This window comes from Micromonospora sp. NPDC023737, assembly GCF_040639715.1.
Lineage (GTDB): Bacteria > Actinomycetota > Actinomycetes > Mycobacteriales > Micromonosporaceae > Micromonospora.
In genome coordinates this window covers 585,363-603,714 of sequence record NZ_JBFAAL010000001.1, presented here as the reverse complement: position 1 = coordinate 603,714, position 18,352 = coordinate 585,363, and the positions used below count along the sequence as shown (strand labels likewise).

General features: G+C 73.3%; 17 protein-coding genes. 15 read left to right on the top strand and 2 right to left on the bottom strand.

Annotation, left to right across the window (positions count from 1 at the left end):
• Window positions 1-209: 209 nt before the first annotated feature.
• The 11 genes from AB0F98_RS02675 to AB0F98_RS02625 all read left to right on the top strand — a co-directional run bounded on the left by AB0F98_RS02675 (window position 210) and on the right by AB0F98_RS02625 (window position 12,205).
• The gene (locus AB0F98_RS02675) at window positions 210-629 is read left to right on the top strand and encodes a hypothetical protein (protein ID WP_357727563.1); all 420 of its coding nucleotides are present in this window, start codon (window positions 210-212) and stop codon (window positions 627-629) included.
• A gap of 849 nt (window positions 630-1,478) precedes the next feature.
• On the top strand, window positions 1,479-4,313 hold the full coding sequence (locus tag AB0F98_RS02670) for a Na+/H+ antiporter subunit A (protein WP_357727561.1): 2,835 nt from the start codon (window positions 1,479-1,481) through the stop codon (window positions 4,311-4,313).
• A complete protein-coding gene (locus tag AB0F98_RS02665; protein ID WP_357727558.1) occupies window positions 4,310-4,792 on the top strand; it encodes a Na(+)/H(+) antiporter subunit C in 483 nt (160 codons plus the stop codon). The genes AB0F98_RS02670 and AB0F98_RS02665 overlap by 4 nt, the downstream gene beginning before the upstream one ends.
• A gap of 28 nt (window positions 4,793-4,820) precedes the next feature.
• Window positions 4,821-6,326, top strand: a complete 1,506-nt coding sequence (locus AB0F98_RS02660) for a Na+/H+ antiporter subunit D (protein WP_357727555.1) — start codon at window positions 4,821-4,823, stop codon at window positions 6,324-6,326.
• Window positions 6,323-6,919, top strand: a complete 597-nt coding sequence (locus AB0F98_RS02655; protein WP_357727551.1) for a Na+/H+ antiporter subunit E — start codon at window positions 6,323-6,325, stop codon at window positions 6,917-6,919. The genes AB0F98_RS02660 and AB0F98_RS02655 overlap by 4 nt, the downstream gene beginning before the upstream one ends.
• Window positions 6,916-7,179: a monovalent cation/H+ antiporter complex subunit F gene (locus AB0F98_RS02650; RefSeq protein ID WP_355144951.1), complete on the top strand. Its 264-nt coding sequence runs from the start codon at window positions 6,916-6,918 to the stop codon at window positions 7,177-7,179. Before AB0F98_RS02655 ends, AB0F98_RS02650 begins: the two co-directional genes overlap by 4 nt.
• A complete protein-coding gene (gene mnhG, locus AB0F98_RS02645; protein ID WP_357727548.1) occupies window positions 7,179-7,511 on the top strand; it encodes a monovalent cation/H(+) antiporter subunit G in 333 nt (110 codons plus the stop codon). The genes AB0F98_RS02650 and mnhG overlap by 1 nt, the downstream gene beginning before the upstream one ends.
• A gap of 217 nt (window positions 7,512-7,728) precedes the next feature.
• A complete protein-coding gene (locus tag AB0F98_RS02640) occupies window positions 7,729-9,087 on the top strand; it encodes a hemolysin family protein (protein WP_357727545.1) in 1,359 nt (452 codons plus the stop codon).
• Window positions 9,084-10,148 (top strand): hemolysin family protein, encoded by a 1,065-nt coding sequence (locus tag AB0F98_RS02635; RefSeq protein ID WP_357727541.1) that lies wholly within the window; start codon window positions 9,084-9,086, stop codon window positions 10,146-10,148. Before AB0F98_RS02640 ends, AB0F98_RS02635 begins: the two co-directional genes overlap by 4 nt.
• A gap of 152 nt (window positions 10,149-10,300) precedes the next feature.
• Window positions 10,301-11,230 carry an SDR family NAD(P)-dependent oxidoreductase gene (locus AB0F98_RS02630; protein WP_357727538.1) on the top strand — a complete coding sequence of 310 codons (930 nt, stop codon included), beginning with the start codon at window positions 10,301-10,303 and terminating at the stop codon, window positions 11,228-11,230.
• A 45-nt stretch (window positions 11,231-11,275) separates the two neighbouring features.
• Complete coding sequence (locus tag AB0F98_RS02625; protein ID WP_357727535.1) at window positions 11,276-12,205, top strand: sporulation protein; 930 nt, start codon at window positions 11,276-11,278, stop codon at window positions 12,203-12,205.
• Between the two features lie 69 nt (window positions 12,206-12,274).
• Here the strand turns inward: AB0F98_RS02625 and leuE are convergent, their stop codons facing one another.
• Both leuE and AB0F98_RS02615 read right to left on the bottom strand, forming a co-directional pair.
• The gene (leuE, locus tag AB0F98_RS02620) at window positions 12,275-12,943 is read right to left on the bottom strand and encodes a leucine efflux protein LeuE (RefSeq protein WP_357729020.1); all 669 of its coding nucleotides are present in this window, start codon (window positions 12,941-12,943) and stop codon (window positions 12,275-12,277) included.
• Window positions 12,943-14,211: a bifunctional pyridoxamine 5'-phosphate oxidase family protein/GNAT family N-acetyltransferase gene (locus AB0F98_RS02615; protein ID WP_357727532.1), complete on the bottom strand. Its 1,269-nt coding sequence runs from the start codon at window positions 14,209-14,211 to the stop codon at window positions 12,943-12,945. The genes leuE and AB0F98_RS02615 overlap by 1 nt, the downstream gene beginning before the upstream one ends.
• Before the next feature lie 35 nt (window positions 14,212-14,246).
• Between AB0F98_RS02615 and AB0F98_RS02610 the strand changes: the two genes are divergently transcribed.
• The 4 genes from AB0F98_RS02610 (at window position 14,247) to AB0F98_RS02595 (ending at window position 18,191) form a co-directional block, all read left to right on the top strand.
• Window positions 14,247-15,587 (top strand): aminotransferase class I/II-fold pyridoxal phosphate-dependent enzyme, encoded by a 1,341-nt coding sequence (locus AB0F98_RS02610; protein ID WP_357727529.1) that lies wholly within the window; start codon window positions 14,247-14,249, stop codon window positions 15,585-15,587.
• A gap of 193 nt (window positions 15,588-15,780) precedes the next feature.
• A complete protein-coding gene (locus AB0F98_RS02605; protein ID WP_357727526.1) occupies window positions 15,781-16,482 on the top strand; it encodes a UdgX family uracil-DNA binding protein in 702 nt (233 codons plus the stop codon).
• A gap of 157 nt (window positions 16,483-16,639) precedes the next feature.
• Window positions 16,640-17,986, top strand: a complete 1,347-nt coding sequence (locus tag AB0F98_RS02600) for an MFS transporter (protein WP_357727523.1) — start codon at window positions 16,640-16,642, stop codon at window positions 17,984-17,986.
• A 4-nt stretch (window positions 17,987-17,990) separates the two neighbouring features.
• Window positions 17,991-18,191, top strand: coding sequence for a DUF3046 domain-containing protein (locus AB0F98_RS02595; protein WP_132349983.1), 201 nt, complete (start codon window positions 17,991-17,993; stop codon window positions 18,189-18,191).
• Window positions 18,192-18,352: the final 161 nt, after the last annotated feature.

Below are 18,352 nucleotides of genomic sequence, written 5' to 3'. Positions count from 1 at the left end.
CGCCTCGGGGCCGGCTGCCACATCCGCCACCCATCCATACTGCCGCGCGCCTGCGACTACCCGCGTCGACGAGCGGAAGGTATGTCCGTCTATAAAACCTTCAACCGTGGATATGACACTTGACGTATTAAGTCTCACTTAACTGCTTGCTTGTGCAGCACAACATAAAGTAACTTCACTCGCGACGCGGTAAGGGTGGAGGGGATCGGATGGCCGTCGAGCAGCGGAACATCGAGCCCGGCAGCGACGTGCTCATCCGCAAGGTCGACAGTCATCTCGCCGCGGTCCGCGCCGGATTGCGCGGCCCCGAGCTGGAACTCGCCGAGCGGCTGGGCCGCTGTCTGCGGGAGCTGGTCGTCTCCACCGCGCACGCCAGCGCAGCCGACCGCGGACAGGTCCGCGCCGCCGTGCACTACTTCGTGCTCCGCCGCGAGAGCCGGGGCCGCCTGCTGTCGGTGCGCTCGCTGGCCGCCGCCGAGCGGGTGGTGCAGCGGGTTGCCCGGCAGCTCGGGCGCGCCGACCTGCTGGCCGAGCCGGCGATCGAGGATCGGACCGGCCCCGAGCCGTACCCCGCCGGGTCGGTGCGGGCCACCGACCCGGGTCCCGCCGCCCGCGTCGTCGCCGGCTGAGTCCGCGGCCGCGCCCGTTTGGCACGTGTGGGGCCGCGCCCGTTTGGCACGTGTGCGGCCGCGCCCGCTTGGCACGTGGGGCCGCGCCCGCTTGGCACGTGTGGGGCCGCGCCGCTCGACGCGTGTGGGGCCGCGCCGCTCGACGCGTGTGCGGCCGGCCCGCTTGGCACGTGTGCGGCCGTGGCCCGGGTGCGCTCGGCGCCCTGGTGGTGGCCGCGGCGGTTGCGTTCATGCCGGGGCGGGCTTGGTTGGTTGCGCCGGTTGTCCGTGGCGGCGCGCGCTGACGGAGTTCAAGGTCAACTCGGCTTCCTTGATGTCGGGGCATCCACACGTCATGGACACCCCGACATCAAGGAAGCCGAGTCGATCATCGCCAGAGACTGAACCGGGCGGGCCGTGCGGACCCGGGCGGACCGATCCGGACCGGAGCCGGGCGGGCCAGGTCGGGCGAGCCGGGACGGTTGGGTAGGGCGGGTCGGGCGGGCCGGGACGGTTGGGTAGGGCGGGTCGGGCGAGTGGGGTCGGGCGGGCCGGGCCAGTGGGGTAGGGCGGGTCGGGCGAGTGGGGTCGGGCGGGTCGGGCCAGTGGGGCCGGGCAGGCCGGGCCAGTTGGGTCGGGCAGGTCGGGCCAGTTGGGTCGGGCAGGTCGGCCCGGTTCGGTCGGGCTGGTCGGTTGGCGAGGTCGGGGCGGCCGGGTTCGGGCAGGGGTGCAGGCGGTAGGCCCCGGAACACGGACAATGCGCGTGACTTTGCGTAAATCCCCCCGGAGAGCGCAGAACTGGCGTCTGATCACAGCTAGGCGCCGACCCGCCGGAGGCGTCCGCCGCTGCCACCTCGACCGGGAGTGCGGGTGCTCGTACTGCTGATCCTCCACTTCGTGGCGGCACTCCTCGCGCCGCTGCTCGTCCGGTGGTGGGGGGCACGCGCCTGCTACCCGTTGGCTCTCGCGCCGGCCGCCGCGTTCGGCTGGGCGCTCGCGCAGACCCCGACGGTCCGCGACGGCCGGGCAGTGGTCGAGACGTACCCGTGGATCGGGCAGCTCGGGCTCGACCTCGCCTTCCGGCTCGGCACGCTCAACTGGCTGATGACCCTGCTGGTCGGCGCGGTCGGCACCCTCGTGCTGATCTACTGCGCCCGGTACTTCAGCCCCGGCTCACTCGGGCTGGCCCGGTTCACCGCCGTGCTGGTCGCGTTCGCCGGGGCGATGCTCTGCGTCGTCCTCGCCGACGACCTGCTGCTGCTCTACGTCGGCTGGGAACTGACCACGATCTTCTCCTACCTGCTGATCGGGCACAGCACCGAACGTCGGTCCAGCCGGTGGGCGGCGGCCCAGGCGCTGATGGTCACCACCCTGGGCGGGTTGGCCATGCTGGTCGGCTTCATCCTGCTCGGCGAGCACGCCGGCACCTACCGGTGGTCGGAGATCGCCGCCGGGTCACTGCCGGGCGGCGGCTACCTGGTCACCGCCGTGCTGCTGATCCTCGCCGGCGCACTGTCCAAGTCGGCCGTGCTGCCGTTCAGCTCCTGGCTGCCCGTGGCGATGGCGGCGCCCACGCCGGTGAGCGCGTACCTGCACGCGGCGGCCATGGTCAAGGCCGGCATCTACCTCATCGGGCTGATCGCGCCGGTGCTCGCCACCGTCGGGCCGTGGCGTCCGGTGGTGCTCGTCACGGGTCTGGCCACCATGATCGTCGGTGGCTGGGCGGCGCTGCGGCAGACCGATCTGAAGCTGCTGCTGGCGTACGGCACGGTCAGCCAGCTCGGCCTGCTGGTGGTGCTGACCGGGGCGGGCACCCCGGACGCCGCACTGGCGGGGCTCGCCATGCTGCTCGCGCACGCCTTGTTCAAGGCGGCACTCTTCCTGGTCGTCGGCGTGATCGATCACGGTGCCGGCACCCGGGACCTACGCGAACTGTCCGGGCTGCGGCACGGCGCCACCCCGCTGTTCGTCGTGGCGCTGCTCGCGGCGGCATCCATGGCCGGGATTCCCCCGCTGGTCGGGTTCGTGGCCAAGGAGGCGGCCTTCGCCGCGTTCACCGACCAGCCGGTGATCCTCGCCGGACTGGTGGCCGGCACCGTCCTCACCGTCGCCTACAGCGCGCGCTTCCTGTGGGGCGCCTTCGCCGACCGACCCGGGGTGGCGCCCGCCCAGCTCAACCGGATCGCCGCGCCGCTGCTGGTGCCCCCCGCCCTGCTCGCCGTCGCGGGACTGGTCGCCGGTCCCCTCGCCGGTGGCCTGGACGTCGTGTTCCGTCCGTACGCCGAGTTGGCCGGCGCGGCCCACACGCACCTGGCGCTCTGGCCCGGCCTGACCCCGGCACTCGGTCTGTCGGCGCTGGTGCTGGTCGCCGGCGGCGCGCTCTTCGCGTTGCGGGGTCCGCTGGCCCCGCTGCTGGCCCGGCTGCGCGCACCCGTCGGCGGCAACCCCGGATACGAATGGGTGATCGGCCGCTTCGACCGGTTCGCCGTCGAGGTCACCGGAGCCACGCAGCGCGGCTCCCTCCCGCAGTACCTCGGCACCATCCTGATCGTCCTCGTCGTGCTGCCCGGCGGCGCGATGTTCGCGGCCCGGCCGTGGGGCGAACGGATCGTCCTTTGGGACACCCCGCTGCAACTAGTCGTCGCCGTGGTGCTCGGGGTCGCGGCGGTGCTAGCGGTGGGCGCCCGCAATCGGTTGACCGCGATGCTGCTGGTCGGGGTCACCGGATACGGCACCGCAATGCTCTTCGTCCTCTACGGTGCACCCGATCTGGCGCTGACCCAGTTCCTGGTGGAGACCGCGACCATCGCGGTCTTCGTCCTGGTGCTACGTCGGCTGCCGACCCGCTTCTCGGCCCGGCCACTGCGCCGCAGCCGGTGGCTACGCCGGGCCATCGGCGCGGCGGTCGGACTGGTGGCCGCCGGCCTCGCACTGGTCGCGGCGAGCGCCCGCGGTGCGCCCACCATCTCGGCGGCCTTCCCCGACCTGGCGGTCGCCGAGGGCTACGGCCGCAACGTGGTCAACGTGACCCTGGTCGACATCCGGGCCTGGGACACGATGGGCGAGATGGCGGTGCTCGTGGTGGCCGCGACCGGGGTGGCCAGCCTGGCCTTCGAGCGCTCGCGCACCGGGCCCCGGCCTCGCCGTGAGCAGCGGGGCGCCCGGGCGCAGCGGCCCGGCCGCCCGATCTGGCTGCGCGGCGGTGCCCGCCTGGCGGAACGGCAGCGTTCGATCGTGCTGGAGGTGGTGACGCGCCTGATCTTCCACACCGTGGTGCTGTTCTCGCTGTTCCTGCTCTTCTCCGGCCACAACGCGCCGGGCGGCGGCTTCTCCGGGGGCCTGGTGGCGAGCCTCGCCCTGGTCGTCCGCTACCTGGCCGGCGGCCGGTACGAGCTGGCCGAGGCCGCGCCCATCGGCGCCGGCACCGTGCTCGGCGCGGGGCTGGCCGTCTCGGTCGGCACCGGGGTGGTCTCGCTGCTGGCCGGCGGCTCGGTGCTGCAGAGCGCCCGCGTCGACCTGTACCTGCCCGGAATCGGCGACTTCTACCTGGTCACCTCGCTCTTCTTCGACATCGGCGTCTACCTGGTGGTGGTCGGGCTGATGCTGGACATCCTGCGCAGCCTGGGCGCCGAGGTGGACCGGCACATCGAGGCGGCCGGCGGCGGCGCCCGGGGGCTCGCCGTCGAGCGGGAGGAGGGCACGTGACCGGCGGCGAGCCGGGCCCCACGCTGGTGCTGGTGATCATCGTCGGCGTGCTCGTCGGTTGCGGCGTGAATCTGCTGCTGGAGCGGAGCCTGACCCGGATCCTGCTCGGCATCATCCTGCTGGGTAACGGGGTCAACCTGCTGATCATGCTGGGCGGTCGGCCCGGCGTGGCCCCGGTGGTCGGCACCGGCCCGGTCGAGGACATGAGCGACACCCTGCCACAGGCCATGGTGCTCACCTCGATCGTGATCACCTTCGGGCTGACCGCGTTCCTGCTCGCGGTCGGATACCGCAGCTGGTACCTGACCGGTGACGACGAGGTGCCGGACGACATCGAGGACCGGCACATCGTCCGCCGCGCCGAGCGCGACGAGGCGGCCACCGTGGACCTCGGCGGAGAGGGGGCGGACGCCGATCCGGAGCAGGTCGACCCGGAGCCGGCGCGCCGCCGGCTGCGGCGCGGGGACGGTGTCGAATGAGCGGTCACCCGCGCCGGGGAGTGGACCGGTGAACCGCCTGCTGCCGCTGCCGGTGGTGGTGCCGCTGCTCGGCGCGGCGCTGACGTTGGTGCTGGGCAGGTGGCCGCGGCTGCAACGGGGGATCAGCGTGGCCGGCCTGGCCACCACCCTGGCGGTCGCCGCGGTGCTGCTGGTCGAGGCGTACCGGCACGGACCGGTGGTGCTCGCCGTCGGGGCGTGGCCGCCGCCGGTCGGGATCGTGCTGGTCGCCGACCAGTTGGCCGCGCTGATGCTGGTGGTCTCCTCGGCGGTCACCCTCTGCGTGCTGCTCTATTCGATCGGGCAGGGGCAGGGGGACGTTGGCGAGAGCGCCCCGGTGACCATCTACCACCCCACCTACCTGGTGCTGACCGCCGGCGTGACCAACGCGTTCCTCGCCGGGGACCTGTTCAACCTCTTCGTCGGCTTCGAGATCCTGCTCGCCGCGAGCTTCGTGCTGATCACGCTGGGCGGCACCGAGGTCCGGATCCGGACCGGCTCGACGTACGTGGTGGTCAGCATCGTCTCGTCGATGATCTTCCTGGCCGCCGTGGGGCTGGTGTACGCCGCCACCGGCACGCTCAACCTGGCCCAGCTCGCTCAGCGCCTGGACGCGCTGCCGGACGACGTACGGCTGGCGTTGCAGCTCATGCTCCTGCTCGCGTTCGGCGTCAAGGCCGCGATCTTCCCGCTGTCGGCCTGGCTGCCGGACAGCTACCCGACCGCGCCGGCTCCCGTCACCGCCGTCTTCGCCGGCCTGCTCACGAAGGTCGGTGTGTACGCGGTCATCCGGACCGAGACGCTGCTCTTCCCGGACCGGCAGGTCGCACCACTGCTGATGGTGGTGGCCGGACTGACCATGCTGATCGGCATCCTGGGCGCAGTGGCCCAGTCGGACATGAAGCGGCTGTTCTCGTTCACGCTGGTCAGCCACATCGGCTACATGATCTTCGGGGTGGCGTTGAGCACCGTGGCCGGGCTCTCCGGCGCGATCTTCTACGTGGTGCACCACATCACCATCCAGACCACCCTGTTCCTGGTCGCCGGTCTGGTCGAGGTGCGCGCCGGCAGCACCGACCTGCGGCTGCTCGGTGGGCTGGCGCGGCTGGCGCCGCTGCTGGGCGTGCTCTTCTTCGTGCCGGCGATGAACCTCGCGGGCGTTCCGCCGTTCTCCGGTTTCCTCGGCAAGCTCGGCCTGCTCCAGGCCGGGGTCGCGGTCGGCGGCGCGCTGCCCATCGCCCTGGTCGCGGCCGGGACGGCCACCAGCCTGCTCACCCTCTACGTGGCCTCCCGGGTGTGGAGCATCGCCTTCTGGCGGTCGCCCCGGCTGGCCACCGACGAACCGGCCGTACGGCTTCCCGCGCTGATGGTGGGGGCCACCGCGGCTCTCGTCGCGCTCGGGCTGGTGCTGACCGTGGCCGGCGGGCCGCTCTTCGACGTGACCGCCGACGCGGCCGAGGACCTGCGTGCCCGCACCCCGTACATCCGGGCCGTCTTCCCGGGGGGTACACCGTGACCGGCGGAACCGGCGCGCAGCGACCCGGCCGGCTGCGCGGCCGGGTGGCGACCTGGCGCGACCAGGCGTTCGCGTTCGGCTGGCTGGTGCTGATCTGGAATCTGCTCTGGGGTGAGTTCACCTGGGGCAACCTGCTCTCCGGGCTGCTGGTGGCGGCCGCGGTGCTGGTCTTCTACCCGTTGCCGCCGGTCACCTTCGGCGGCCGGCTGCGCCCGCGGGCGCTGCTGGTGCTCGCCGGCCGATTCGTCGCCGAACTGGCCGTCGCGAGCGTGCGCGTGGCCCGGATCGCCGTGCAGCCCGGCTTCCAGCCGCGTAGCGCGATCATCGCCGTACCGCTGCGGGTCCGCAGCGATCTCAACCTGGCGCTCACCGCCGAGCTGGTCTCACTCGTCCCGGGCACGCTCATCCTCGAGGTGGACCGGGAAGCGGGCGTCCTCTACCTGCACGTGCTCGACGTACGCCGGCCGCAGGACCTGGCCGACAACCGGGCGCGGGTCCGCGAGATCGAGCGCCGCATCGTCCGAACCATCGGCTCGCCCGCCGAGGTGCGCCAGCTGCAGACCGCTCACGTCGAGAAGGAGAACAACTCGTGACCACGTTCCTCGCCGTCGTCCTCACCGGACTCTTCTCAGCGGCCGCGCTGCTCGTCCTGGTCCGGCTCTACCGCGGTCCGTCGCTGCTCGACCGGGTCGTCGCCGCCGACATGCTGCTCGCCACGATGGTCGGCGCGGTCGCCGCCGAGGCGGCGGTGAACCGGCACACCGGCACGCTGCCGGTGCTGGTGGTGCTCTCGCTGCTCGGCTTCGTCGGCTCGGTCTCGCTGGCCCGGTTCGCGGTCCGGGAGGGCGCCTGATGCTGGGCATCGTGGCCGACTGGCTCGGCGCCGTCTGCCTGGTGGCCGGTGCGCTGCTCGCCCTGGTCGCCGCGATCGGTGTGCTGCGCTTCCCGGACGTGCTGGACCGGATGCACGCCGCCACCAAGCCGCAGACGCTCGGCGTGGTGCTCCTGCTGGCCGGGGTCGCCCTACGGCTGCGTACGTCGGGCGATCTCGGGATGGTGGTGCTGGTCGCGGTCTTCCAGCTGGCCACGGCTCCGGTGGCCGCCCAGATGATCGGGCGGGCCGCGTACCGCGCCGGTCGGGTGGACCCCACCCTCCTCGACGTCGACGAACTGGCCAACCGCTGACGGCGCGCACCGAGGTGCCCTTGTCACCCGATCCGTCGGCTCGGCAATCGAACCGGACAACCGGGAGCCTTCGCCCCACCTTCAGCGGGCGTACAGCCATCGCCGATAAAATGACCCGCATGATCGACTCTTCTGCCCAGGAGGGCAGCAGTAGCCAGCCGGGTCGTGCCCGGCATCCGATGGTCCCGACGCGGTTGCGAGGAGCCCTGAACCTCCCGTGCTGATCGTCCTGGGCCTGGTCCTGATCATCGTTCTCACCGCACTCACCGGCTACTTCGTGGCCCAGGAGTTCGGCTTCGTCGCCGTGGACCGGGGCAAGCTGCGCCAGCTTGCCGAGGAGGGCGACCAGCCCGCCGCCCGGGCCCTCGAGGTGACCAGCCGGCTCTCCTTCATGCTCTCGGGAGCCCAACTCGGCATCACCGTCACCGCCCTGCTGGTCGGTTACGCGGCCGAGCCGTACCTCGGTGCCGGCCTGGCCGATCTGCTCGGCCTCGCCGGGGTCGCCGAGTCGCTCAGTCTGCCCCTGTCCGTCGCGCTCGCCCTCATCATCGCCACCGTGGTGCAGATGGTTCTCGGCGAGCTGGCCCCGAAGAACCTCGCCATCGCCCGCGCCGAACCGGTGGCCCGGGCGCTCGCGCGGTCGACCCTCATGTACCTGAGAGTGGCCGGCCCGGTGGTCCGGCTCTTCGACAAGTCCGCGGTGCGGCTGCTGCGTCGCGTCGGCATCGAGCCGATCGAGGAGCTGCCCAGCGGCGCCACCCCGGAGGACCTCGAACAGATCATCGCCGAGTCCCGCAACGAGGGGCACCTGGACGTGGAGATGTCCACCCTGCTCGACCGGGGGTTGGACTTCCGCGAGCTCAGCGCCGGCGAGGCCATGGTGCCGCGGGTGGACGTGCACACCGTACGCGCCGACCAGCCGGTCAGCCGGGTGGTCGAGCTGCTGGACACCGGCCACTCCCGCTTCCCCGTCCAGGGCGCGGAAGGGGTGGACGACCTGGTCGGGGTGGTCGGCATCTCCGACGTGCTCGGTGTACCCCAGCACGAGCGGGCCACCACCCCGGTGAGCGCGGTGGCCGTACCGCCGCTGCTGGTGCCCGAGACGCTTCCGCTGCCGACGGTGCTGGACCGGCTACGGTCCGGCCATCGGCAGCTGGCCTGCGTGGTCGACGAGTACGGCGGCTTCGCCGGGGTGATCACCCTCGAGGACATCGCCGAGGAGCTGGTCGGCCCGATCCGTGACGAGGACGACCCGCCGGAACGGGCTCCGGCTCAGCAGGCCGACGGCTCCTGGGTCGTGCCGGCCCGCTGGCGGATCGACGAGGTGGCGGACAGCACCGGCATCGCACTGCCCGAAGCGCCCGAGTACGACACGCTCTCCGGCCTGGTCATGCGCGAACTCGGGCGGGTGCCCGAGGTCGGTGACCGGCTCGAGATCAGCCTGGCACCCGACGCCGAGGACGGTGAGGCGGAGCCGCGCGCCCTGGTGGAGGTGCTCGCTGTCGACCGGCACGTGGCCGACTCGGTGCGCCTGCGGGTCACCGAGTCCGGCAACCGCCCGGAGGTGTCGGCATGAGCCCCGGGGTTGCCCTGTTCACCTCGGCGGTGCTGCTGGCGTTGAACGGGTTCTTCGTGGCCGCCGAGTTCGCCCTGGTCGCGAGCAAGCGGTACCGCCTGGAGCAGGCCGCGGCCGGCGGCGGGCGGGCCGCGCGGGCCGCACTGGACGGCGTACGCGAGCTGTCGCTGATGCTCGCCGGCGCGCAGCTCGGCATCACGCTGTGCACGCTGGGCCTCGGTGCGCTCGCCGAGCCCGCGATCGAGCACCTGGCCAGTCCCGTGCTGCACGCGGTGGGGCTGCCGGAGGCGCCCAGCCACATCGTGGCGCTGGTGTTCGCGCTGGCGCTGGTCACCTTCCTGCACCTGATCGTCGGTGAGATGGCGCCGAAGTCCTGGGCGATCACCGACGCGGAACGCTCGGCCATGTTGCTGGCGCTGCCGTTCCGGGCGTTCGCCCGGGTTTCCCGGCCGGTGCTCAGCGCGCTCAACGCGCTGGCCAACTCGATCCTGCGGCTGGCCCGCGTCAACCCGCAGGACCAGCTGGCGCAGGTGCACGGCCCGGACGAGCTGCGGATGCTGCTGGAGCAGTCCCGGGAGCACGGGCTGCTCGGCGCCGAGCAGCACCAGTTGCTGACCAGCATGCTGGAGTTGCAGGGCACCACGGTGGCCCAGGTGATGGAGCCGTTCTCGACCATGGTGACGGTCTACCGGGGCGACTCCGCCGAGCGGATCGAGCAGGTCAGCCGGGAGAGCGGCCGGTCCCGGCTGGCGGTGCTGGACGCGGCGGGCGACGTCTGCGGTCTGGTGCACGTACGGGAGGCGGTGCGCGCGGTCACCACGGGCCAGCAGGCCGTGGCCGGTGACCTCATGAGCAACGCCTTCATCCTGCCGGCGGAGGCGTCGGTGACCGAGGCGGTCGCCGCCATGCGTGCCCGCCAGTCCCAGCTCGCCCTGGTGCGCAACGGCGGCGGCCCGACCCGGCCGGTCGGCTTCGTGGCGCTGGAGGACCTGTTGGAAGAGGTCATCGGCGAGTTCGACGACGAGACCGACCCGGTGCCCCGCGGCCGCCGGCTGAGGTGACCTCCGGTCCCTGACCGAAACGGACGACTCGGACGAGTGACGCAGCGGACCCCGGCCACCGGTCGGGGTCCGCTGGCATTCGGGCGGTTGAACGGCGACAGCAGAAGCGTCTGGGGCCGTGTGCGCGCCGTCGTAGCGGGAAGGAACCGGGTATGGCCAACCAGCGTGTCAGCACCCCGTTCGACGCCCGATCCACCGCCGCGGAGGTCGTTTCCGGGGTGGACCTCTCCGGCCGCCGGGCCGTGGTCACCGGCGCGGCCGGAGGCATCGGAGTGGAGACCGCACGGGCGCTCGCTCGGGCGGGCGCCGAGGTCACCCTCGCGGTCCGCAACATCGAGGCGGGTCAGCGGGTTGCAGGCGAGCTCGCCGGCGGCGCCGGGCGGGTGACCGCAGCCCCGCTCGACCTCGCCGACCTGGATTCGGTGCGGGCGTTCGTCAGGGGCTGGCAGGGGCCCTTGCACATCCTGATCAACAATGCCGGCGTCATGGCGCCCCCGCTGACCCGCACCCGCCAGGGCTGGGAACTCCAGTTCGCCACCAACCACCTCGGGCACTTCGCACTCGCCACCGGTCTGCACGACGCGCTGGCAACGGCGGGCGACGCCCGCGTGGTCTCGCTCAGCTCCCGCGGGCACCTGACAGCTCCGGTCGATTTCGACGACATCAACTTCGAGCGGCGCCCGTACGACCCATGGGTGGCGTACGGGCAGTCGAAGACGGCCGACGTGCTCTTCGCCGTCGAGGCGGACCGACGGTGGGCGGGGGAGGGGATCAGGGCCAACGCCGTGCACCCGGGCGCCATCCTCGATTCGAACCTGACGCGCTACATGAGCCAGGAGGAGGTCGAGGCGGCGGCGTCGTCGGGTGAGGAGTTCAAGTCGCCGGAGCAGGGGGCCGCCACGAGCGTCCTCGTCGCGACCTGGCCGGGGCTCGCCGGTGTCGGCGGCCGCTACTTCGAGGACTGCGAAGAGGCGTCACTCAACCAGCCGGGCATGAACCGCGGAGTGGCTGCGTACGCGCTCGACCCGGAGGCCGCGGAGCGACTCTGGCGGGCGTCACTGGACCTGCTCGGCGAGGCGTAGCCCTGTCGCCGGCGGGGTGGACGTGGGTGCGAGGTAGGGGGTCCGGTGCGGTTCACGGGGGTGTCGCCGGAGTCCAGTTGGACGGGCCTGACCGTGCACACGGCGCTCACCAACCCGAGCACCAGGCCGGGGTTGCGGCTGCCCGGCCGGGTGACGGTGACCGCCGGCTCGACGGATGTGCCGGTGCGGCACGTCCGGCTCGGCCTGGTGACCACGGCCGAGCCGGACGACCCGTCGGCACCGCGCCGACTGGTGCAGTTCCACGGCGCGGCCCTGTCGGGCGCGTTCGTGCTCCGCGCGGGCCGGGGACGTACCATCCCGTTCCAGTTCCCGGTGCCCTGGGAGACCCCGGTGACCATCTTCGGCGGTGTGCCGCTGCTCAGCCTCCGGATGGGCCTGCGCACGGAGGTCGCGATCGATCCGGCGCTCGACCAGGGTGCGATGGTGCCGGTCTTCGTGCACCCGCTGCCCACGCAGGGACACGTGCTCGCCGCGCTGGACACCCTCGGGTTCACCCTGCGGCAGGCCGGGCTGGTGGACGCGCGGCTGCCCGGCGTGGAGCAGACGCTGCCGCTGCACCAGCGCATCGGATTCTGGGTGGCCCCGCTCTACGCCGGACCGATCACGGAACTCGAGCTGATCTTCGTGGCCAATTCGGCCGGCCTGGAGGTGATCTTCTGGATGGACCGCCGGCTCGCCCTGGCCGGGCTGACCCACCAGAGCATCAGCCGCTTCCGGGCCTGGCATGTCGGCGCCGAGCAGCGGGACTGGGTGGGCATCGTGGACGGCTGGGTGCGGGAGGCGATCAACCGGCACGCGGCGGCTGCCGCGCATGCCGACTGGTCCGCAAAGATCACCGAGTCCGCGCACGTCAGCCGCCCGCCGGACGAGCCGCTCCAGCCGGGTACCGGGCTCGGCGGCACCGCGGGCGGCCCGGGGGTCGGTGGTGGTGGCGGGGGCGGCGACGGCACCTGAGCCGAACCTACGGCGCCCGGCTACCTGCTCGCAGCCGGGCGCCCGACGCGCACCACGCCGGCCGGCCGGCTACATGCTCGCGGTCGCCAGCTTGAGGCTGAAGCCCAGGAACAGGGCGGCGATGCCGGTGGTGGCGCCCGCCGCGAGCCGGCGGCGGCGACGGAACTGTGTGGCCAGGAAGGTGCCCGTGAAGATCAGCGTGGTCAGGTACAGCGCGCTGGTCACCTGCGCGATCAATCCGAGCAGCACGAACGAGAGCGCCGGCCAGTGGTAGGCCGGGTCGACGAACTGGATGAAGAACGAGACGAAGAAGAGGATCGCCTTGGGGTTGAGCAGGCTGATCACCAGCGCCTTGCGGAACGGGCTGCGCATCTCCGCCGGCTCCGCCGCGTCGATCAGCCGCGGCGTGGTCGGGTCGTTGCGGTCGCGCCAGCGCCGCCACGCCCCGCGCAGCATGGTCAGACCCATGTAGCCGAGGTACGCGGCGCCCGCGTACTTGATCACGAGGAAGAGCGGGGGGTACGCCTTGAGCAGGGACGCCACCCCGGCGGCGGAGAGGAACATCAGCACCCCGTCGCCGAGGAAGACCCCGCCGGCGGCCCGGTAGCCCGCCGCCACGCCGCGCTTGGCGGCGGTGGAGAGCACGAACAGTGAGTTGGGCCCGGGCAGCAGGATGATGGCGACGGTGCCCAGCACGTACGTTCCGATGTCGGTGATCCCCAGCACGCCGGCCATCATCACGCCGCCGGCACCGTCCGGCGAAGCCTTTCCCGCAGCGCCTGCTGTGCGTTCGGCCACGCCTCGACGGTCAGGGCGTACTGCACGGTGTCCCGCCACGAGCCGTCCGGGCGCCGTCGGTGCATCCGCAGCACCCCCTCGCGGGTCGCGCCGAGCCGTTCGATGGCCCGCTGGGAGCGCTCGTTGCGGATGTCGGTGTGCCAGACCACCCGGACCGCGCCCAGGTCCTCGAAGGCGCGGGTGAGCAGCAGCAGTTTCGCCTCGGTGTTGATCCCCGTACGCCACCAGGGCCGCCCGAGCCAGGTGTAGCCGATCGCCACCGACCGGCGCTGCGGGTCCACCTCGTAGTAGGAGGTGCTGCCGACCACCGCGCCGGTGACCGCGCAACGCTGCACCCAGGGCACCCGCTCGCCGCGGTCGTGGGCGGCCAGCGCTTCGGTGATCACCGCGGCCGTGGCCGGGGCGTCGGCCGGCAGGGGACGCCACAGGTGCCGCCAGACCTCCGCGTCGGCGGTGGCGGCGTGCAGTTCGTCGGTGTGCGCGAGGGCGAGCGGTTCGAGCACCACGTGCTCACCGCCCAGGACCGCCGGGTCGAGCCAGGGCGAGCGCTTCGGGCGCAGGTACGCCGGGATCGGGGCGGTCACGCCGGCGTCCGTCTCGGGTCGGCCCCGGGTGAGCCGCAGCGGCACCACCCCGGCCCAGTGCGGCAGGTCGAGGTCGGCTTCCTCGTCGCCTACGCCACTGGCGCGGCCGCGCAGCGAGACCTCGTGCAGCGGCAGCGCCAGCACGGCGGTCTCGGCCAGCTCCTTGCGGTTCGGCGGGCGGCTGTCCGCGCTGCGTCCGGCGGCGACCTTCTCCACCAGAGCTGTCATCACGTCGGCCTTCTCCCGTTCGTCGGTCACCAGTCGGGCGGTGCCGTGCGCGACCACCGACCGGTAGTTGGCGCTGTGGTGGAACTGGGCCCGGGCGTAGATCAGCGCGTCGAGCAGGGTGACCGCCACGGCGACCGGCAAACCGTCGCCTCGGGCGGCGAGCAGCGGCCGGCTGCCGGTGGAGCCGTGCAGGTAGAGCGTGTCGCCGACGCGTACGTGCATGGTCGGCAGGACCCGTGGCTCGCCGTCCACGGTGAACCCGAGCACGCAGTGGTGCGCCTCGTCCAGCACCGCGTGCACGGCCGCCCGGTCGTAGCTCATCCGGTCGCGGGGGCGCTTCGCGGTCGTCCGCTCGGTCCGGGGGTAGGTGGTCGGGTCGATTCCGGGGGTGGCCATCGCGTCCGCCTTTGTTCTAGTACAATATCTAAATTGTGTCAGCACGCTATCAGGTCACTGGGGCGACGGCCGCCGAGATTTCGGCCAGCATCGAGTCCGGCATCCGCACCGCCGCCCTGCCGCCCGGCGCCGCGCTACCGCCGGTCCGCGCCCTCGCCGCCGAGCTGGCCGTCAGCCCGGCCACCGTCGCCCGCGCCTACCAGGAGCTCCGCCAGCGTGGGCTGGTCGCCACCGCCGGCCGGCACGGCACCCGGGTCCGGCCGCGCCCGCCGGTGGCGGCCCGCCGCTCGGCGCTGCGTCCGCCGCCCGCACCCGGTCTGCGCGACCTCTCCGCCGGCGAGCCCGACCCGTCCCTGCTCCCGTCGCTCGGCCCCCACCTGGCCGCCCTCGCCGTCGACGCCGGACCTCCGATCGGCTACTCGGGCGGCGGGGTGCTCCCCGAGCTGGCCGAGGCGGCCCGCGCCCGGCTGGCCGGCGACGGCGTACCGGCCGGGGAGCTGACCCTCACCGGCGGCGCGCTCGACGGCATCGAACGGCTGCTCGGCGCTCACCTGCGCCCCGGCGACGCGGTCGCGGTGGAGGACCCGGGCTGGGCCAACCTGCTCGACCTGATCGCCGCGCTGGGGCTACGCCCGGTCGGCGTACCGGTCGACGACGAGGGGCCGATGGTGGCCGGGGTGTCGGCCGCGCTCGAGGCCGGAGCCCGCGCCCTGGTCGTGACCAGCCGCGCACAGAACCCGACCGGCGCCGCGGTCTCCGCCGCCCGCGCGGCGGCGCTGCGGGAGCTCCTCGCCGATCGGCCGGACCTGCTGCTGATCGAGGACGACCACGCCGCCGAACTCGCCCGCGTACCGCTGCACCCGCTGGCCGGGGCGACCGGAAGCTGGGCGTTCCTCCGCTCGGCCAGCAAGCCCTTCGGCCCGGACCTGCGGATCGCGGTGCTGGTGGGCGACGAGACCACCGTGGCCCGGGTGGCCGGTCGGGCCCGGGTCGGCGCCGGCTGGGTCTCCACCGTGCTGCAACGGCTGCTGCTCGCGCTCTGGCGCGACCCGGCCGTCGCCGAACTGGTCGACCGCGCGGCGGAGAGCTACGAGCGGCGGCGGTCCGCACTGCGCGGCGCGCTCGCCGAGCGTGGGCTGGACGCACGGGGCCACAGCGGTATCAACGTCTGGCTGCCGGTTCCGGACGAGACCAGCGCGGTGACCGCGCTGCGTGACGCCGGGTGGTCGGTCGCCCCCGGTGCGCTGTACCGGATCGCCGCCGAACCGGGCCTGCGGATCACGGTCAGCTCGCTCGCCGACGCCGACATCGCTCCGCTCGCCGACACGCTGGCCCGGGCCGTCCGACCGCCGTACCCGGGAGGCTTCGCCGCTTGAGGCGTGCCGGGCCGATCCGGGCCGGCCGTGCGACCGCGTCCCTGCCGCACCCGGACTCGGGGCCCGGTGCGGCTGCGGAGTCGGCGCGTGGGCACGGACTCGGGGCCCGGTGCGGCTGCGGAGTCGGCGCGTGGGCGTCCGGCGCGGGGGCGGCGTACCCGGTATCGATCCCCGAACGGGTATAACAGTCCGCATGGCCGAGCAGACCGCGAACGCTCCCGGCGCCCAACGGTTCATCCCGCCGGAGGCGGACACCATCGACGAACTGCGCGCGGCGGCTGCTGGCTGCCGCGGCTGCGAGCTGTACCGGGACGCGTCGCAGACCGTCTTCGGGCGGGGCGACGAGAGCGCCCGGGTGGTGTTCGTGGGTGAGCAGCCCGGCGACATGGAGGACCAGAAGGGCCTGCCTTTCGTGGGTCCGGCCGGCCGGCTGCTCCGCCGGGCGGTCGACGACGCCGGCCTCGATCCCGGCTCGATCTACCTCACGAACACCGTGAAACACTTCCGCTTCTCGCTGCGCGGGAAACGGCGCATCCACCAGACGCCGGACCAGGTGCACATCACCGCCTGCCGGCCCTGGCTGGTCGCGGAGTTCGCCCGTCTGCGTCCGGAGGTCGTCGTGGTGCTCGGCGCCACCGCGGCCAAGGCGCTGCTCGGTCCGGCGTTCCGGGTCACCCGGCAGCGCGGCGAGCTGCTGCCCTGGCCGGCCTCCGCTCAGCACCCGGAGGACTTCCAGCGCGTGCCGGTGGACAGCGCCGGGAAGCTGGCCGACACTCCACCGGCCCAGTTGCTCGCCACCATCCACCCGTCGGCGGTGCTGCGCGCCGACGACCAGGACAAGGCGTACGAGGGGCTGGTCGCCGACCTCACCGTCGCCGCCCGCACCCTCGGCTGACCCCCTCGCGCCGCCGGGCCGGGCCAGCGCGTTGATCATGAAGTTATTGTCCCGACACGCCGGGTCGACGCACAACAACTTCATGATCAACAGGGCTGGGTGGCGGACGGGTGCGCGAGTATGAAGGCCCTCGGTACCCCTGCCCGCGAGGAGCTGCATGGCCACCGAACTGACCGCGCCGACGCCGGTGCGTCCGGACGTCGCGCCGATCCAGCGGCGCACCCTGCGCCTGCTCTTCGGCACCCAGATCGTCGGCGGAATCGGTGTCACCATCGGCATCTCGGTGGGGGCACTGCTCGCCGCGCGGGTCGCCGGCACCGCGCTGGCCGGTCTGGCGCAGAGCGCCTCCGTGGTCGGTGGGGCGCTGCTCGCGGTTCCGGTCACCCGGATCATGAACGGGCACGGCCGCCGGCCCGGGCTCGCGGTCGCGTACCTGGCCGGTGCCGTCGGGGCGGTGCTGGTCGTGCTCGCCACGGTCACCGACTTCGTGCCGCTGCTCTTCCTCGGCATGCTGTTCTTCGGTGGCGGCACCGCCGCCAACCTCCAGGCCCGCTACACGGCCGTGGATCTCGCCGAGCCGGCTCGGCGGGGCCGCCAGCTCTCGTTGATCGTCTGGGCCACCACGATCGGCGCGGTGGCCGCTCCGAACTTCGCCGACCTGGCCGACCACGCCACCACCGGTTGGGGTCTGCCGCCGCTGGCCGGGCCGTTCGCGTTCAGCGCTGCCGCGTTCGTGCTCGCCGCCGGCGTACTGCTGGCGCTGCTGCGGCCCGACCCGCTGCTGACCGCGCGCCGGCTGGCGGCACCCGCCGCGCCGGTGGCGCCCGCCGCCGCCTCCGAGGTCACCCCACCGGCCGGGGCCGTCACCCCACCGGCCACGACCGCCCGGCGCGGAGCCGGGATGCGCGCGGCCTGGCAGGTGGTACGCGGGCTGCCCGCCGCCCGGCTCGGCATCGCCGCGGTGGCGGTGGGCCACATGGTGATGGTGGCGGTCATGTCGATGACCCCGGTGCGACTCGGTGAGTCGCACGGCGACGCGGACGTGCTGCGGGTGGTCGGCATCGTGCTGAGCCTGCACATCGCGGGCATGTACGCGCTCTCCCCGGTGGTGGGTTGGCTCACCGACCGGCTCGGCCGGCGGGCGGTGATCCTCCTCGGCGTCGTGCTGCTGCTCGCCGCGTGCGCGGTCGCCGGGACCGCCGGGCACCACACGCCCCGGCTCTCGATCGGCCTGGTCCTGCTCGGGCTGGGCTGGTCCGGCACCATGGTGGCGGGCTCCACGCTGCTCTCGGAGTCGGTGCCGGCGGTCGTCCGTCCGAGCGTGCAGGGCTTCTCCGACCTGACGATGGGGCTGGCCGGCGCGGTGGCCGCGGCGGCCAGCGGGTTTGTCATGCGGGCCGCCGGTTATCCGGTCCTCACCCTGCTCGCCGCGGTCGCCACCGTGCCCCTGGTGGCGCTAGCGTTGCGGCCGGTGCCGGCGGGGGCACCGGACGAGGAGGACTGATCACGTGCGGCTGACCGACTTCTGGGCGCGGCTGGAGGAGGCCTTCGGCCCCGGCTACGCGGCCAGCATCGCCAGCGACCAGGTGCTCGCCCAGCTCGGTGGACGGACCATCGAGCAGGCCCTCGCCGCGGGTGAGGAGACGCATGTGGTGTGGCGGGCGGTCTGCGCGGCCTATCCCGACCGGGTGCCGGCACGGCTACGCTGAGCAGCGGTTTCCGCCGATCCGCGTGTCGCTTGCCTAGTCGTACACCTGTTCGGCTATTGTCCACAGCGGGGTGCTCGTCCACAGCTCGCGGCCCGTCGGCTGGTTTTCTGTCGGACCCAGCGCCTAGCGTGTCCGCGTGACGCGAAGCTCAGCAAAGACGC

What these genes read in the sequence shown, in the direction of transcription:
- AB0F98_RS02635 (WP_357727541.1), top strand. Translation starts at nt 9,084, where the DNA reads ATGAGCCCCGGGGTTGCCCTGTTCACCTCGGCGGTGCTGCTGGCGTTG.
- leuE (WP_357729020.1), bottom strand. Translation starts at nt 12,943, where the DNA reads ATGATGGCCGGCGTGCTGGGGATCACCGACATCGGAACGTACGTGCTG.
- AB0F98_RS02615 (WP_357727532.1), bottom strand. Translation starts at nt 14,211, where the DNA reads ATGGCCACCCCCGGAATCGACCCGACCACCTACCCCCGGACCGAGCGG.
- AB0F98_RS02630 (WP_357727538.1), top strand. Translation starts at nt 10,301, where the DNA reads ATGGCCAACCAGCGTGTCAGCACCCCGTTCGACGCCCGATCCACCGCC.
- AB0F98_RS02605 (WP_357727526.1), top strand. Translation starts at nt 15,781, where the DNA reads ATGGCCGAGCAGACCGCGAACGCTCCCGGCGCCCAACGGTTCATCCCG.
- AB0F98_RS02600 (WP_357727523.1), top strand. Translation starts at nt 16,640, where the DNA reads ATGGCCACCGAACTGACCGCGCCGACGCCGGTGCGTCCGGACGTCGCG.
- mnhG (WP_357727548.1), top strand. Translation starts at nt 7,179, where the DNA reads ATGCTGGGCATCGTGGCCGACTGGCTCGGCGCCGTCTGCCTGGTGGCC.
- AB0F98_RS02675 (WP_357727563.1), top strand. Translation starts at nt 210, where the DNA reads ATGGCCGTCGAGCAGCGGAACATCGAGCCCGGCAGCGACGTGCTCATC.